General features: G+C 40.1%; 1 protein-coding gene (only partly in view). It reads right to left on the bottom strand.

All 18,889 nt of this window come from inside a single coding sequence — locus tag K9L86_00250, 4-alpha-glucanotransferase (GenBank protein MCF7907297.1), on the bottom strand. Of the gene's 137,664 coding nucleotides, 48,438 precede the window and 70,337 follow it; the stretch shown corresponds to coding positions 48,439-67,327 (codon 16,147, complete, through codon 22,443, partial); the first complete codon in reading order (the gene reads right to left) occupies nt 18,887-18,889. The start codon and the stop codon both lie outside this window.

Here is an 18,889-nt window from a genome sequence, read left to right as displayed (position 1 = left end):
CATCTAAAGTAACTAGATTAACAGTTACTGAGCCATTACCGGCTGCATGTAAAATTATATTTGTACTCATTTCCCATAAAATATGTCTAACTTGCTTATCTAAATAAGCCTCAAACCTTTTTGAATCAGCTTCCGCTTTAAGGAAACCTTCCGGAATGGTTGTTTCTTCTCGATAGGAAATTAAAAGTGTATCTTTGACTAGGCGTTGTTCGGCTGGACTTATCTTTCCGTTATCTAAAGGTTTAGCCTGAGCATCAGCATTATAACTAGCTATCGCTTTATCAGTGCGTGCTTCATAAACCCTGAAGAAAGCATCTCCAATCGGAGTATCTTGACCGGCGATGCTTACTGTTTCCTTGGGGCTACGATCGAGGATTCCATCACAATCATCTAAAAACGACGCATGTTTTGGATCGTAAGAGCCATTAAGCAATGTATTTGCATTTACCGCTATTAAAACTGTATCTTCTAAAAGCAAATCAGTAACTTCTGAAAGATCTCTTTGGTTATTTAACCAATTAATAGCGATATTAGATCTCAAATATTGTTCGTCATACATCATACCTAAAAGTGGCTGCTGTGCCCGGCTAAAATGACAAGCTGAATGGTCAAGCATCATCACCGGAGCTTTCAGTTTTGCTCCAAAGGCTGACAAGGCATCCGGAAAACTACTATCATAAGGAACACGCAATGAAGGAATTTTATGACGGATAAGTATAAATCGTGCCGTTTGTAGCCCTTGCGGCAATTTTCTTCTTCCAGCAACAATACTGTTCATTTGTTCTGACGAAACTTCTATAATTTCAAGCTCTCTCATTACTTCTTTAGTCATGTAAGGATATAAACCAGCTAAGCGCATATTCTGCCAAATAACTAATGGCCGATTACTTAGCCCATTAGAATCCATCCAATGTCTTATTCTTAATATTGTTTCATAAGCAAATAAGGCTGAGGGCATTTCACGCTCAATGAGCTTATCTACGGTTGTTCCGCCCGGTAAATATTCCGGATAAACAACATGTTTGTGAGTAAACTCTCCGATATCTTGATAGGCGCGTTGCCTTCCATTATCGAGCGGACGGCTAGAATGAAGTTCATTGGTAATTTGCGGTGAGAAATCAGTTAATACCTCGTTCGGATCGATTTCCCGCAAGAAAGCTTTGGCCTCCTCCTGTGCCTCCTGTGATTCAGCAGCCCGCATAATTCCAAGGAATATACCAAAAAGAACATTCTCAATCATGTCCCGCGAAAGATCTGACAATGTTCCTAAAGAAATTCTATCCGGGGATCGTCTAAGATAACCTCTGACTATCCGCTCGGTCTCTGGTTCGAAATTAAGACCGCATTCATAAACGAATCTGATTGTTCTTAAAACATTAGGTAAGGTTATTTCGTCTTCATCGGCAAACCCGACTAAACGAGCTGTGCTAGTAACTGAATCAGCTAAGCCCTGACCGTTCCAAAAATCCCAAATAAGTCTTTGACCAACTGATATATAGGTATGTGAAATCGATAAATCGATAAAATGCTGACGGCTGCGCTTAATGAAGCTAATCGGTGCCCCGTCTTGGCCAATATAGCAAGTTAAGCTTACCGGTATGCGTTCAAAGGCAGCTTTGCCGCGCGGTGAACTTATCCGCTCAGGAGTACTATCTAAATCATCAGCAACCATTTCTAAGATTGCTTCGGCTTTTCCCCGGGCAACCTTCCTCTGAGCTTTTACTGGTAATTGTAATTCACGCGCCGATAGCTTCGGAAGGGCCATAAGATCGTAATCGCTGACAAAACGACCTAAATCATAAACCTTTCTTCTTACTGCTCCGCCATAAAGTAAAATATCACCTAAGCTTCCCACGCCCTTATCATAAATTTGTTCAAGAAAATCAATAATTCTTCCTAGCTGTTCTTCACTACCAACTAAATCGTCCACCTTAATCCCCTCTACCGAATTAGTATAAGTTAAATGTCGCGACTGAAAACGAGTCTGATTGCCGGAAATTAAACCTCTGACTTGCGAATTGACTAAGTCCAACTTATTGACTTTTTTACCGTTATCTAGTGGCGTCTGAGCTTGATGATTACGGCTTGATTTGATATGCGCAGCCATTTCTTGAGCTGTACGAAAAATTCTTACGGTAAAATCAGCATCTATTTCATCTAATTTTCTTCCCGAAAAGTCAGGATACTGTTGACCATAAACAAAAATTCGGTGTGGGATGAGAAATAAATTTTCCGTGCTCATATTTCCACCAAATAAGTGGGTGTTGCTAAAATCAGCATTTACGAATTCTGGCCTATCTAAAATAGCTTGGTCGATCCCATCAATATAATCAATTGGGATTAAAATCTCAACCTGATCAAAATCAACCCTATCTTCATCAAGCGAGGTTGCCAGTAGCACTCCATAAAAAGCATCATGAACACACACCCGCCACCTTGAACCATAGATAACAGTAGTAATAGCTTGTGCTTTTATACTTTCAATTTTTTCGCGAATTCTTTTATGCATATACCACTCGTATTCACGTACGGTTATCGGAAAAAGTTCATTATCTACTCCTTGATCTGACAATATCTGACTTACGGCTTGATTTTGTCCTGGCACATGGACTGGAATAACTATTACTGGATTTTCTTTTTTACCATTATCTAAAGGTCTTCGCTGTGCCTGGCCTGACCTTAGGCGAGCAATCATCTCAAATAATAATGGCTGGCTAGCTAATCTAATCTGGCCTCTAATCCTCGCTGCTTCTTTTCTTAAGCCAGCTATGGTACGAGTATTAAAATCTTCGGCTGAGTGTACATCAAATAAAGCTGCTAACCTTTGCGGATCAACTTGTCGGAGAAATTCTTTAACATAAGCAACTTGACCAACTCCAACGCTAGGAACGATTATTCTTCCCTGTGAAGCTGAGTAAGCAGCAAATAATAAAAATTCATCAACCGAGGCTAGCTGACCACAAAGACATAATGGATAATCAGCTGAAACAGCGTCCATTAATCGATTAAGCTCACGCATAACCATAAAGCTAAACTCACGCTGGTATTGAGTAGTGTCCTGACCACCACGAGTCTTACCCAATGAAAATGAAATCAAGTCATTGCTGCCAACACTGCCAAATTTTGAATTAGCCGCTAGGGTTTCAGCCTGATCAATAGCGCTAGAAGTTTCAAACATTACCCCTTCGCTGAATCCTTCGGCTAAAACACCATCATCGCCTAACTCCGCTTTGACTTCATCAACTAAGGTCATGGCTTGATCCCAAGCTTGCGCATCAGTAACCATTGGAAACATTGCTCTAAGCTCAGCATAAGAACCCGACTGGCCCTGGTTAGCAACTATTCCTTCAGCGTTAACCCGTATCAAGGCTCTTAGATGAACTGTGGCAATATTACGCCCATCACCCGGTTCAAGCAGAAAAGCTAAATTCTCTAAATCATTACCGTGGAAAGCCGGCGGATTTTTATCAATCAAAGTTCGATCCGGTAACCTCACCTGAACTACCCGAACACCAGACTTAGTGGCAATCTCACGATATATATTAACCCAAGCCTCTTCCTCTTGATCGGAGTAAATACCTTGACCCGAGATGCCTTCTTTGCCGATTCCATCATATAAGTTCTCAACCCGAACTAAACCAATTAAGTGGACCAAAGCCAGAGCAATATCAGATAGTTGTTCAAGATAATCCATAATTACGGCTACTGAAAAGACAGTGCTGCCATCGGCTAAGATAACTGGATTACTTCTTCGAGAAAATACATAAGCATCTACGGCGTCCTCGGCCATCTCCTCCGATAAAGCCTGATTGGCAGTCTGGCTATCCGGACGAACTGTTAGAATCCCGGCCTCAGTATCAACAATTGCTCTTACTCTTTGACCATCAGCTTCCCGCTCAGGCACGGCTTCCCAAACTGAGATCTTATGTCCATCAACAACAAGGTGAGCCTCAGCTAAAACCGGAAAACCTTCGGCTCGAGCTGCAATACCATAATGCAAAACTCCGGTTTCAATAACTACAATTGCCACCAGATTCGGATAGCTCTGACGTAACTGGCGATATTGCGATAAATCACTTAAATCATGTCTTAACATAAGGATAAACGGTGCATGTTCTGGAACATCTTCAAGCACAACAGCTAAATCAGCCTCGGGAAACTGAATTTCTCTAATTATTGCAGTGGTAATTTTTGATACTTCATGAAAAGCTTTATTAAACATTGCCCTTTGAGCCCGTGAATCAATAGCAAAGCCGACTACACTAAATTGCGTTCCTCTAAAAACAGCTACATGAGCCGATACAACTGGATCAGAGAAACGCATAATTGCTAAGGTGTGACCTAAACTCTGTAAAAGCACCAACGGGAATGAACAAATTTTACTTTTCATCTCATCAGATAGGCTTGGATCAGCTAAAGCTGCCTCATATTCATCAATTCTACTAGTAAAGACTTCTATAACTCTTTGTTCGGTCGGGTTTTGCGGCTCAAGACTCTGTTTTCTTGCTAGCTCAGAATCCTCTTTAAGATAAATCTTTCCCGACACAGCTACTGCCGCCGAATGCACTTTCTTAAACAGAGTGCCTGGATCATCATGACCGCTTAAAGCTACTACTGCAGCTTCCCGGTATGTACTCGGTAATGTCTCAGTATTTTCAGCAATTCTAGTAATTAAACGTGAGTGAGTTTTTTGGTTGGTTAAAGCATCAACTGCAGTTAAAATTTGTTCAACCCAAGTTAAAAATCCGGCTATCGGCACAAATTCAGTTGCTCTTGCCTCAGCTACACCAAATTCTAAGGCCGCTAAAATTAATCCACTAATAGTTTCTTTGGAAATTCCTCCCAAACCATCAACTTCAATCTCTAGATTAGCTAAAACTGCTTCAACCGCTTGGGTTAAGATAGCTATTTCTCCTTCAACACAGCTAACCTTATAAGTCAAAGGGTATCCCTGATCTTGATTGTCATATTTAACAATTTCGCCAATTCTTACAATTCGCCTTGAATCGGTTGCCCCAGAAATCGTAAACATGCCTTCTAATTTTTCAACTATCGAGTTCCTGACCTCTTCCGGTAACTCAGCTAAGTCAACTATTTCCTTCTGTCGGTCAAATCTGCCTTGAGCACTAACCACTAAACGACGATTAGTGCGTCGCTTAGCTCTTCTTTGTTCACTAGTAGCCTTGAAATCTTCGGGAATCGTAACTGCGTTAAGTTGGTTTTGGGGAATTTGTTCCGGGTTTAAACTTGAACCAACCCAAGCACAATGAATAAAAATTTCCTTACCGGCGGCCGGAGCAAACTTAGTTTCATTCTGACTTCCCTGATATTGAATAGTGTCACCGATATGAGCATCTAAATCGCTAATTACTCCCGATACCCTATGAACAATTCCAGCAGACTCCCGATTAACGGTAATAACCTTGGTATAAGTCAAGCCATGTTGATTAGCAAAAGAAACAAACACGGCTTTTCCTTCGGCATCATCATCTAATTCATCAAGTAAAATAGTTATATCAACCATTTCATAATAAAAAGTTTCGGCTGGCATGGCGTTGCGATAATCCTCAGGTGAGTTAGCCAAAACCGCATCAGCTAAGAGCGGATCAACCGCAATGCTTTCTGATATTTCAACTGGTTGCAAAAATTCCCGGGCCTTTTGGTTTCGTTCAATAACTTCTTGAATCAATCTTTTTTCTTGATCGGTTCTCTGTCTTGTGCTTGGTAAATCTTGCACATCAATGCGTCGAACGAGGCGATTGCGCCATGTTCGCTTCGGCCTTATGCCTAAAGAATTATTTTCAAGGAAACGAAGATGGCTAATTAATAATCTTGGTTGGTTAACTGCGGTTGGAGTTGAAACTAAATACTCAATAGTTTTATTTGTAGCGACATTCTCATCATCACCATCTAAATGATATGCTTCATGCTGCTCAAAAATTATTTTAAGTTGTGAATCATACTGCGGTGGCCCCCGAATAACATTAGGATTAATTAATAAATACTTCTTGGGTTGTTCTCTTAGAATGTCAACCTCAGCAACCCATTCTAATCTCGGAGCAATTCTTACAATCAAATCTGCTTGATCAAATACATTTCTTCCGCCAAAAAGTGCGATAATTCTTCCACGTTCTTCATCGTCTGGTTCACGTTCGTCTTGATCAGCAGTTGGTGCGTAGGCCGGGTAATGATAACGGCCGGGTTTTAAATTTACGGATAAATCTACGATGGTCTTCTCTCTACCGTTATCTAACGGTCTTTTTCGATCATTCTCAGTATCTGATTGTTCTAATCTTCGTTTGAGCTCTTCACGTCTAGGGTCATCCTGCCTATCTCCTTGCCTTCTACTATCAAAAGACTGATTGTTCATAAAAGAAATTAATTCAATAATTGAATAGTAAAGACTAAAAATCACAGCTAGGGCGGATATTCCTATTGCAAAGTAAGTAAAAAATCTTTCTACTCCAACTAAAAATGATAAAGCCACTGCCACCGCAATGATAATTGTCGGTGTTATACATGCTCTATTAGATCTGAACGTCCGTTGATTGTCTAAAGTTTGTTTACCATTATCCAAAGGACTTTGATTCTTAGTTAAACCATCTTGAGTTAAGGTATAACTTCCTGGTTCGGTTACATTGTATCTTAAGCCACCATCTCTGATTAACTGATAACCTCTGATCAGTTCGTTATCTCCGATAGCTGGGTTACTTAGTTCCTCAAGGCTTAAATTTCTAAAGCGCCAGGTACCAACAGTCTCAAAAGACCCGTCTACGAGTATAGTTACTCCTTCACCAGCATGGATAGTTAAAGTTCCGTTTAGTTCTAGGTGGTTAAAGTTTACTCGTCCCTCACCTTCAACGACCAAAGTTGATTCTTCGCTGAGTGAACCACCGTTACGGAAGGCTTCGACTACTGAGGCCAGAGTCGGATACATAAACGGATCAAGATAGATCTTGGCTCCGTCCTGGTAGGGTACGCCTTGAGATTGAGTTTGGTGGCCATTAACATTTACTTGTAAACCGGCAACTGCAAGAGCAATTCGATTATTACGATAGAAGTCAGCTTCAGCTGAAGCCATGGTCTCAGAAGGAATACCTTTAGCTACAGCTTGCCTACCTAATTCTTGGCTATTTTTGGCAGCTGAGAAGATCCAGGTTCCATCTTCAAATTGGATTACTCTTACCGGACCTTTATCACCCATAATCTCAGCAATATCCTGCATATTATTTTCAGCTCGAGCTTCTGATTTAAGTTTATGAGCTGTTGAGCCATCAGGCAAGGTGATTACTTTTAAAGCTTCTAGATCACGCTCAGGGTCTTTCGGATTGATTAATTCTGGTACTAAGCCATGAGCTTCTTCAAGAGCTTGATGATAAGGCTCAAGAGCTAAGACTAGACCGTTTAAGTTACCCGGGAATGGAGTAAATTCACTACCTTTGGCGGCTACATCCATATCACCTAAAAGCATATATTCAACGTTCATTACGGTTTCATCGCCAGTTTGCTTATGCGTTAATTTAGCTAAAGCTCCGACTGCTGAACCAGGGTGACGCGGTGAAGCAATAAAGCTTAAAACATAACCTTCTCTTTCAGTTATGGCTAAAGTAGGTAGAAGAGCTCTGAATATCGGTAAGTTAGTATCTTGATAGAAGACGATATATTTTCTTCCCCGATCGAGGGCATGTTTAGCAACCTCTTGTTGATGAAAAACCATATGGATATCACCATGGCCATGAGCTTTTTCAACTAAACGATAAGGATAAGCATCGTCTTCAACCGCAAAATGACCTTCGTAGGTGTTTACAGCAAAGACTAATGGTTGTGGATGTAGGTTAACTGAATCGGGTTTAGCGCCAAAGTAATTATGTTGTTCATAAAGACGACGTAGATCTTCATGGTTATCTTCTGAACTCATGATTGAATTAATTAGGTCTAATTGCCCTCCTTGAGATTGATTGGCTAATCTCTGCCAACCCATAATCTGACGAGTCTGGAAGCTGGCAAATTGAGAGTTTTGACTGATTAAAGCAATAAGAAGAGCTGGTTTAATGCCTCGATAAGGTATTGGTTGTTCTTTGCTGAGACGTTCACCTCTACCACCGGCAGGTTCAGCCCAAACTACCTGATTAGCTAAGCTTAAACCTTCAGCTTCTAGAGCTAGATAAGCAGCTACCGCTTGTGGGATTAATTCTCCTTCTTTAGTTACTAGACTTGATATTTCAGTTGTCTCTGGAGTGCCTACTTCGTAGTCATCGAATCTTCCTTTACCAGCATAATAACCTTCAAGTAGTTTTCTTGAGTTATCAGCCAAGGCTTTTAGGTTTCCTGGGTATTGCTTACTACGACGACGGATCTGACCCAACACCTGAAGCTTCTGATTATCATGTATCCCTGGTTGATCCCAACCAACAAAGATATGGCTTTGGCCGATAGCAAACATATCAGCTACTACGGTTAAGTCTTTTTGGGTAGTAACTACATTTTGTTCAATATTTAAAGCTAGATTTTCCAAACCAAGCTCGCGAGCTCGGGCAGCTAAATCAGCCGGGTTTTGATAGCCGTTGTCGAGGGGGGTGTTCTGCGTGAAATCGAATTTATTAACTGCTACTAATTCCCAAACGAATTGACTACCAGAATCTAGAAATCCTTGATAGTCACTGACGCTATCAGTTATAACGATAAACTGTAAAGCCGGAGTATTGTGATTAAAATTACTTCTTAAGAAATCTGCTATAGACTTATAACCAAATGATTCTGGGCTATCTAGGCCTGATTTAATAATTAAAGGAACGAATACTGATTTTTGACTCTGGAATTGATTTACTATTCTATCAAGAGTTTGGCCTAACTCTCTTCCGGCTGTAGTTTTTGGATTAAAAGTAATTACTTCAGCTACTCTCTCAGCAAAGCTTGTAGGGCTAAAACTTTGAGCGAATGCTTCTGGGTTAAAATGTAACACTATGCTTTGAGTGCTGGCTGAATGAGGAAATCTATCCATTTGTCCTAAAATATGTTCTGCCCTTGAGACATCTTTGCCATTATCCAAAGGCTTAGAAGTAAAATTCGCTTCCGGAATGCTCGCCTCCTGCAATGGTGAGATTCCAGCATCTTCAATTTGTTCAAGTGAAAGCATCTGTCTAAAGGGGAAAACTTCTTTCCACAGCTGTAAGCTTTCCTGCTCATTACCCAATCTGATAAACTCGCTAACGAATCCAGCTTCATGAAAATATTTCATATAATCATAAACACTAGCGTAAGGATAAACTTGCCGCATCTCGTCTTCTACCGGATAACGATCATCCCAGGCTCGTTGTTGTATGAATTTAATTTTGGTTAAAATTTTAGCTAAGTCTCCGAATCTTAACACTACCTCATCCTCATCAAATCCCAGAAAAAGAGGTATTGGCCAGTTAAAATTAGCGATAAAATAAAGGAAGGCTTTTTCATACTGTTCCGATACCGCAACCCGAACATAGGTGTTTCCGTTGTGCGGATACAATCCATCTCGAAAGACTATTCTTCCGTTTGGCTTTAAAAACTCATTAGCCAATCGTAAAGTTTCTCTGACGCCTTCTTCACCGCAGAAGGCAAAAAGTTCATGTAAAACATTATTAAGGTAAATTACATCAAATTGGCCCTGATATCTTTTACGTACCTCAGGATCTAGCTTTGAAAGATCGCATTGAACATAATCATCATCGGGGTTAAGAACCTTAGATCGATCTATACTTCTCGGATCAATTTCAAACTGGGTAATTTTAGGAGTTACTCCTTGTATTCTCATTAAGGTTCTATTCTGATAAATCGCTAAACCATCGCCTGAGCCCAAAGATCCGATTCTTAACTCTTGATCACCTTGATTGCTATGCTGATGCTCTAAGGCAGCGTTAGCAAACCATTCAAAAGAATAAGAACAGTAACCTTCGCCCTTGATTGTATTAGGCATAAATTTACTCCAGGCAGAAATTGTAAGGAATGCTTCGCGCTTTTCAGCCGGATTAAGAACTTCAGAAGCTACGATACCTTCTACTAGATAAAAGAATTCAGCAGCATCATTAGTCTCGATAGCGGCTCTTACGATCGGAAAAAGATCGGCTAACGGCCGGTTAAAGTCTACTTGACGAGCTGAAAGTTCTGCCGGAGCTCCGGTATAATCACCTTCAAGTACCGACCCGATGATCCGACTTGAAAATGGCCTTAATTCAATAGGCTCAACCTGTAAATCTTGAGCTTGGCTTGATTTAGTTACCGTCATAAAAACAAACTGAAAAGGTAAACTATCGTTACGTTGCGGTAAATTTGGAACAACTGGAACCGCCGGAAACCATAGCTTAACTATCTGGCCTCCAGTAAACTCTAAATCCGGAACAATGAAATCAGCCCCAGCCTCTTTTAACTCTTGACGTTTCTCAGGGCTGCTGGCAATACCGACTGAAACAAACTTAGATCCTTCCGGTAGAGACGGATGTCTTGCTGCTGCAACATCACCTGCCGAATCACCGACAATAGCAATCTGACTGCTGGAAATTTCTAGCTCAGTCTCTATTTGTACTAAAATATCTGCCTTTCCATTAACAAAAGGATAGGGACTATCAACTGGTACACCATATATACGTCTAAAATAATTATCAAGGCGTAAGTTTATAGCTATAGCTTCAGCTACCCTTTGCGGTGTACCCGTAGCAATATAAAGTAATACTCCCTGTTGATTAGCGTTATGTATTAATGCAAAAGCTCCTGGAAATAAGGCTGGCGGATTATGTTCAACCTCATCTAATAATACCGCCTCGTAAATCTTAGCAAAACTAAAAACTAATTCATCAGCCTGATTCATTGCTGGAGCTTGATAGCGTTGGCCTAGCTCTTGTGCGACCTGAGCTAGCTGAGCCTGAGAAACATGATCCTGTTGAGCTTGAGCTATAACATCAACTAAATGATCAGTTAAGGCCTTCCAAGGCTTATGCTCGAAATAATCTTGAGCTATTTGGGATTGTGACTGTTGTGGTTCAATCGAACTGGCCGTCCTGATCCAATATATTACCTTTCCGAAACTCTCTAACACCTGTGGCATGGTATTGACTAAGGTGCCATCTAAATCCCAAAGTATTGCTCTGGGATGAGGATAAGAAGACACGCTAGGTTCTGTGCCGTTGTCGAGAGGGGTGGGTCTTCTTTGTTCCCTGCTTGCACTATCATCTAATAATCGATCCAACCTAGTAGCTACTTCTGCTATCTCCTGTTCAAGCTGCAAATACCTTGGATTCACTACCCTTTTCATTTTTGAGTGAACCCAATCACCAATTTCTTGACCATATTTATAGTCGAAGTCTCCACACCAAACTAATTCACTATCTAAGTCATATACAAGAGTAGTAGTTAGGGTTGAGGTTAACTCTTTTTGCAATTGGTCTAATCTTAACCTTAATGCTGCTTCTTCCCAAGAAGTCAACATACCTTCCAATTTAGATATTTGTTTAGTTATGAGTTCTTCCCTTTCCCTTAATCCCTTTATCCTGGAATCTAAATCTTCACGTTTAGGATTAGGAACTAATATTTGTTCCATGTGGCCTTCGATAATTGTAACCCCATTTACATCAGACTGATAAGCAAAATCCTCTACAAAAGTAGACTCGGAAACCAGTTCGGGAAGACGCTCTTTACGATTGTGCACTTTATTTATTTTTTTATCAATTTTTTTAAGCTCTGCCCTGAAGTTGGCTAAAATATTTTGTACAAGCTTTATAGCTTTATCCCGATCTAAACGAACAAAAAACTCATGAATCTGCATCTTAGCCTCTACCTTCTCCAATCGTCGCAACCACCAACTTACTGAAAAGAATATGCGCCAGATGGCTAAGAATAAACCAATGCTAACCGCTACTAGCACCGTGGCAACTAATAAGCCAACAATAATAGAATGAGCACTTACTAATTCCTTAACTCCCTCCAAAGCAGTCCCTATTTGTTCTAATACATGTTCTGCTCTTTCGACATCCTTACCATTATCCAAAGGTTTAGAAGCAGGACCAGTCACGGCCACGTCATGACTAGCCCTTCCTCTTACCTGATCCCTTAACAGGGATCCATCTATATCGCTGGGAGGCGATTGTCTATTTTGTTTTCCGTTATTTAAAGGTTTTCTATTTGCTCTGGTTTTATCTTGATGTCTTGATGCTACTGTCACAGTCATTAGTTTACCTTCTTCAATTAAAAAACTAGTTTGAATGTCAGCAACAACTATTCCGGCTTGGGCTAAACCAGCGATGAATTGTGATTGTTGATTTAACCATTGAGCGAAGTTAAGGTTTTCTCCACTAGGAGTTGATAAGAGGAATTTACTACCACTTAGGATACTTCTTTCGATAAAGGTTTTTATTACTGCATGGTTAAGCTTTTCAGCTACTGCCAAAGATTGACGGTCACTTAAACTAACGACTACCCTGGCTGGTACTTGATCCTCATCAGCTGGGACATCAATCCAAGCATAGCCAACCACACCATCAGAATCAGATACGGTTATTAATAATCCGGAAGGACTATCAAACAATTCTTGAATACCCTCCGGTACTGAATTAGTTTTTATGTAGAAGCTACTTAAGCCTTCTAAGGCCCGCGTTCTTGATCCACCCGATAATTGATTTAAGTCGGTCCCTGAAACGCTGAGGGAGGATTGATTATCTCTTCCATTATCAAGCGGAGTTAAAGTAACTCCGGCAAGATTTAATTCACCGACTATTCGGAAAATTCTTCGTGAAGTTATCTGGCCTACGCCATTAACATTAACCAGTAGTTCTCCGGCAGTTAAAGGAGCTGTTCTTGTTCCGGCATCGATTTCTTGATCAACTCCTACTATATAAAGCACTACGGCTATTCGTGCATCTTGCCTAAGGCCATTTACCCGATCAACGCGATTCATTAAATCGCTCCATTCGGTCTTTCCTGGTCGACCATTATCCAAAGGCTTAGAAGCAGGACCAGCCACAGCCACGTTATGGCTAGCCCTTCCTCCTAATCTATCATCGCTGGGAGGCGATTGTCTATTTTGTTTACCATTATCAAGAGGCATATGGGTATAAACGATTAAAGAACTAGCCCTCTCAGGCCCAGGTTTATCCACTATAACATTACCAAAACGTAAATCACCCACATCTAAACGAACGGTCATCCCTTGATCCACTATTCCGGCCTTAATTAATCCCTCTTTTTGAGCAATAGTGGCAGCTTCTCTTACAGTGACACCAACCTTACCAGATTTACCATTAACTACTATCTCCTTCACCAATCCATCACTTGTAACTCCAATAATATGAAAAGGATAAACATTTTCTCTAAGCTTTATAGTAATTACACCTCTTCTTTGATCAATAGAATAGTCATCAGGTAAGTATCCGGCTTCAAACAACCTAGCTTCTAATAACTCTGCTGGTATATTGATTAATCTTACCCGATCTTGGCCATCGGCACTTCTGCTAAAAACGGTGCTTGTTAAATTAAAATCCTGAACAGTTTTTGGATTTTGTGAATCGTAATAGTCGATTACACGCTGGGCATTTTCAGATAGAAGTTGATCAGCCATAAAAAATATGGCTCCGCTCATCAAACCCTTGGGTAAAGTTCCTGGAAAGTCATCTGAGCTGAATCGTGGCATCGCAAATAAATGTTTGATATCATCAAAGAAATATAACTGGGATCCCGGATTAACAACACCTTGTTTATTTAAAACTAACTGGATAACCGTAGCATAGCGTATATCTTCTTCTTTCCCATTAATCAACACTCTGACTTCATTTTGATCAAAATCAGTAAACTCGAAACTAACACTTTCCTCGATAGTTACTGCACCGTCAGCCCAAATTACAAGCATAGGATAATTACGATTCTCTATGTCAACGCCGACAGCATGGTAAGCTTTATTGGCTATAACTGTAACTATCGGCTTGTTATAGAAAAGGTTTTCGTTACCAGTAATAATCTCTATTCGTGAATCTGGATGAAGATCCTGGAATCTTTCAATTAAACTAGTAACCGTAGATACTTTTAGGCGTGATTCAGGAAAGCTATCTAGACGCTCGCCAGTCTCATGATCATAATACAATACATAGTTAGAGCGACGATCAACCGAATGCAACTTACCTTCCAACTCACTGGAAACTAAAATATGCGGCTGTAAAATTGACGGATCTATCTGAGCAACAGCAACTTTTACTCCTGGCCTATACTTATAAACTTTAAGCTCAATTCCGTTATCCAAAGAAACTGATTTCTGGCTCAAAGCCTCTAACCATTCCTGATCAGCTACAAGACCAATAGAATTATTCTCTAAGAAAGCAATGTGGCTCTCAAGTAAACCATTCGCTAAAAGATAGTCGATGGTATATTGTCTGGCTTGAATTTCATCCATTCCTAAAAAATGAGCTAATTCATGGCCTTCAAATATCACTCTTAGCTGTTCTGGTGGACCTCTTAAAGTATTAGGATTTATATATAGAACTCCGCCTCTTACTTCAGCTGGAGCTGAAAGAGCCGGACTCATTACTAGATTTTGATCATTCAACTCTATACCATTAGTTGCCAAGGCATCGCTTCCGCCAAAAGCTAAAATAACTTTTTCTTTTTCACTTTCAGTAAGCGAACGATCTAATTTATTAGTTATTGGCATAGTTGCCGGGTAAGGTAATGCTTGGTTACGTTTTAATCTCTTCTCTTTAGCCTTTCTTGGTAAATCCTGAGCAACTATTCCATTAACAAACGAACCCACTGCAATCGCAGCAAATATAGTAAGGGTATTTATCACTATTGGTACCCCTAATGTTGTTAGTAGCAAACCTAAACCACCCATAATAACAAACCAAGCCGGTACTGTAGGATGAGTTTGCATACGTCTCGGTAAAGCAATAATTACAATTGCTGCGACTGCAAGGACCAATAAGACTGCAGCAACCCAAGGGCCAATCGGACTAGCTAACAAAGCTGGTAACCAGCTAAACCAGCCAACTACTAAAGCCTTAAGCGCTAAACCCCACTTCAACCCAGCAAGAATAATTCCAGCTAAAGTTAAAGCCGCTACTGCCTCACTTACTCCCTGATGAGAACGGGCAGCGATCAAATTATAAAAGTAACTTCCAATGTAAAGAAGGACTCGAGCAATAACTATAGCCGCAACTATTGCCGCAGCCATCGGTGAAGCTTCAATGATGTTGCCCAATTGAGGTAATTTATCAACCAACATATTGGCTAAGTAAACCACACCAAACACCGCACCAATCAAATTAATAGCCCAGGTCGAGATTACATGGCCTCGGTCAGAAAATTGAGAATTTAACCAACGGCCTACGGTAACCGGTAACTTAATAAAGAGAGCTATAAAACCACCGACTATTAATAATACAGGAAATAATATTGCTCCGTGAAGCACTACGTCTAATTTCTTACCTTCCCAAAGAGGATTATCAGAAGCTATGGTTTTGCGCCATAAAGAAAGATCAGATTTATATATCTCAAGCCATCTACCGACAGTAACGCCTATCGGTAATGCTCCCGGGTTAGACATATTAGGATAAAAGTAAGCCGCAAAAGGAAGCAAGATAAATAAGGCTGACCAAAGAATCGGCGGACTCTGCCAGATAACTATACCGGCTATAATAAATACCATATTAACAATCATCATTTTCGAAAGCTGTTTTCCTTCTAAAAATCCATATAAGCTTAACTTAAAATTAGGATAGAAAATCGGAGTATGATGTAACATCGGTCCACGACCACTTCCTAAGTATCCAGCAATACCGGCCTGAGCTTCAGAAAACCCAAAAGCATTGGTATAAACATGAGCCATATAAAAAGGAACATTTCCAGTAGCCATCATCGCGATTAAATCAGAAGTTCCTCGGATTACGCCCTTGCGCAATATCAATTCAAACCAACCGGTAGCCACAATACCCTGAGAAGCTAAAACACCCAAGACTCCAAGAAAAGCTTCTAAAGGAAAAGAAACAAAACCACTTAAACCCATAAAGATTAAGGTAAAGATGTAACCCTGGACAGCTAAGACAACAGCCGGCTTCCTGATATAAAAACCAATTGAGCTGATCAAGAAAAACATTCCTTTGGTGAAACCAAAGTTCTGACATTCATAAAGTTCATATAACATAAAATCATGAGCTTGTTCACCAGAACCACGTCCGAATTTCTGAAATAAAATTACTGAAGTCGCGAATTTAACCTCACGGGCCTTACCGACTCGGCGATATTCAATAAACTTAATTCGTTTACCGTAGCGTATTGCCCGATATCCAGCAAAGATATCTTCGTTCAATTTGCTTGAAGAAGCTGTCCAGCCCATACGTTTAGCAAATCGTTTACGGAAACTATCCGGGTGACCATAATGCATACGTGTACCGCCCATAGCAATTACCCTCTGAACCATGTTCGCAAAGGTGCTATCAGAGAAGGCAAGCAGTTTCCCCTCATTACCAAAGCTAGCAGTAAAAATATGCTCAGGAATACCAACAATAGCAACATCAGGGCTATGCTCCTGTAAGACTAACGGATGCTTTAAAGCTTCTTCAAAGTAATCATCCTGGTTCATATCCACTGTATCAACATGATCATAATTACCGCCGTCGTGATCAACCCAGATTGAAAGAACTTTTTGATGTTCAGGTTTACCTTGAGTAACTTCAGGACCTAACCAAAAGAAATCCTTCTCATTTTTGCTGCCTATTTCTTCGCCGCCTTGCATGCAAATTGATATTCCGTCTTTAGTTAAGTTAGCAACGAATATATCAGGGAAAAGTTCCATTATTTTTTTGACGCCTTCTACGCGAGATCTAGCTGCAATTCGTTCTGAAAGTTTCTTCTCTGGATTTACCATATCCGCTTGTTGTCGAGCATAGCTTTGGTATCCAAGCACAAACCGAAACTTCTTATTAACTTCCTCTCTGATTTGCTCATCAGTATAGCCAAGCCCCCTGAAATAAACACTATTAGCAATCAACTTTAAAGCATCTCGACGATATTCAATTCCCCGAACAGTTCGAATAAGCGGCTGGAACCTATAAGAGGCCCAAAGACGAACTTCGTCCTGCAAAGCTTTACTTAGCCTCTTTCTTCCATCCTTTAACTTTAATTTATAAGTAAGGTCTCCGTTAACAACTGCATCGTATATGTTCTGTAACTCCTGAATTTCAGTATTCCTGAATTTTCCTGAGGCCTGCATTCGGCGTTTAAAATTTAACCACTGGTTAGAATAAAGATAAATCTCATAACACAAGAATGTTTTCTGTACACCGGGAAGAGAATCATCGTCAGGATCTACCCTTGCTTCTTCATTTAAACTAGTAATTGTCCCTTCAAAATTATAAAAGACATCTTCATCATTAGCCGGATCAACAACAGCATGGGAACGTAAGTCTGCCCAGGTCTTGGGCATACGCGGTGTATGCATGAACATGGAAGTTGCAAAAAAGATAATTCGATCGAAAGCCTCATCCTCTTCCGGTGCTTTTATGAGATTGGGACCACCATCAGCCGTGTAAGAATATCGATCCCTTTCTTCCTCGAAAAGTCTATCCTCCTTAAAAACATGCTCTATTATTCCATTCCAAATCTCCTCAACTATTGAGTCTCTTTCTTCTTTAGTTAGGCGTGACCCATCAGCCTTGCGAATTCCCCGATGAGCATAATTAGCCCTAATGGCCTGTTTTAAATGAGGAAAATTAGCCACTAATTGCGGCCAATTCCTTATTCGGTTTAAACCAAGGTAGCTGCCACGCAAGTATCCGGCTATACCCTCTAAAATATAGAAAACAAAGAAAGTATCCAGTATATAAAAAGCAGCAAAAGGAAGCCAAAGGACAATTACTAAAAATACTTGCCCATAGAAATAAAGCAACAAAGGCAAGCCAATTAAACTAAACCACTTAAAGGCAAATCCTATCCAATCGCCAATGTCGCCTCTTCCTAAAGATCTGATATCACTCCATACTGTTGCCATAACTGAACCCGTATCCGACTTTCTAACTGCATTAAGCTTTCTAACATAAGCAACAAGTTTTAAAGATTTGATATCACTCCATACTGTTGCCATAACTTTACCCGTATCTGACTTTCTAACTGCATTAAGCTTTCTAATATAAGCAACAAGTTTTACAGTAATTACAATAACAATTACAATAGCCATTATAGCCAAATATGTTTTAAAAGCCCAAGCTGGCGGAGCATAAGAGCTCGCCAAATAACTGCTAGTTGGAACCATTACAAATTTAAAAGTAAAGTAGTTTAGGACAAATTTTATACCAAAGGTAAGCAACATCATTCCACCAGAAAAAACAATTTCACTAAACCACTTTGCGTCTCTCAAAGGTGCATAGCCGAACTCTTTCTTGGTTGGGTTATATTTAACTGAAATCATATTATCCAAAAAGCCAAATATCCCAAACAAAGCAACTAGCATCAATATAAAGCTTAATACATAAGGATCACTTAAGGAAACTGCTTTTAAACTACCTAAAGCTGCCTCAGAAAAAGAAGCTAACCCAGTTACACCACTGAAAGCTGCCGCATCATTCATTAATACTCCACCGGCAAATATGGCAGCTATGCTTAAAGTATAGGCATTCAACACGCTTCTAACAATTGAAGCAACTAAAACAAAAGGATAAGCTAATGCTCTTGAGGCCGGACCCATATGACTTACCTTGTCGTAATTTCTTCTTAAATAAGTATATATTCCTAAGCTAAGGGCAATAGCAATTAAAGCTAAGATAATCCAAGGATTACTAAAAAGGAAGGCTACAATTTTTGCTAACGGTAAGTATTTAGCTAAGAATACAAAGAAACTTATAGCAAATATCGAGCCTTGTCTGAAAAGTATTCGAGCAATGCCCAA

The organism is Candidatus Omnitrophota bacterium, assembly GCA_021735655.1.
Taxonomy (GTDB): Bacteria; Omnitrophota; Gorgyraeia; order Duberdicusellales; family 4484-171; genus JAHKAJ01.
Note: the sequence above shows the minus strand (reverse complement) of the source record. Positions and strands in the feature narration are given on the sequence as shown.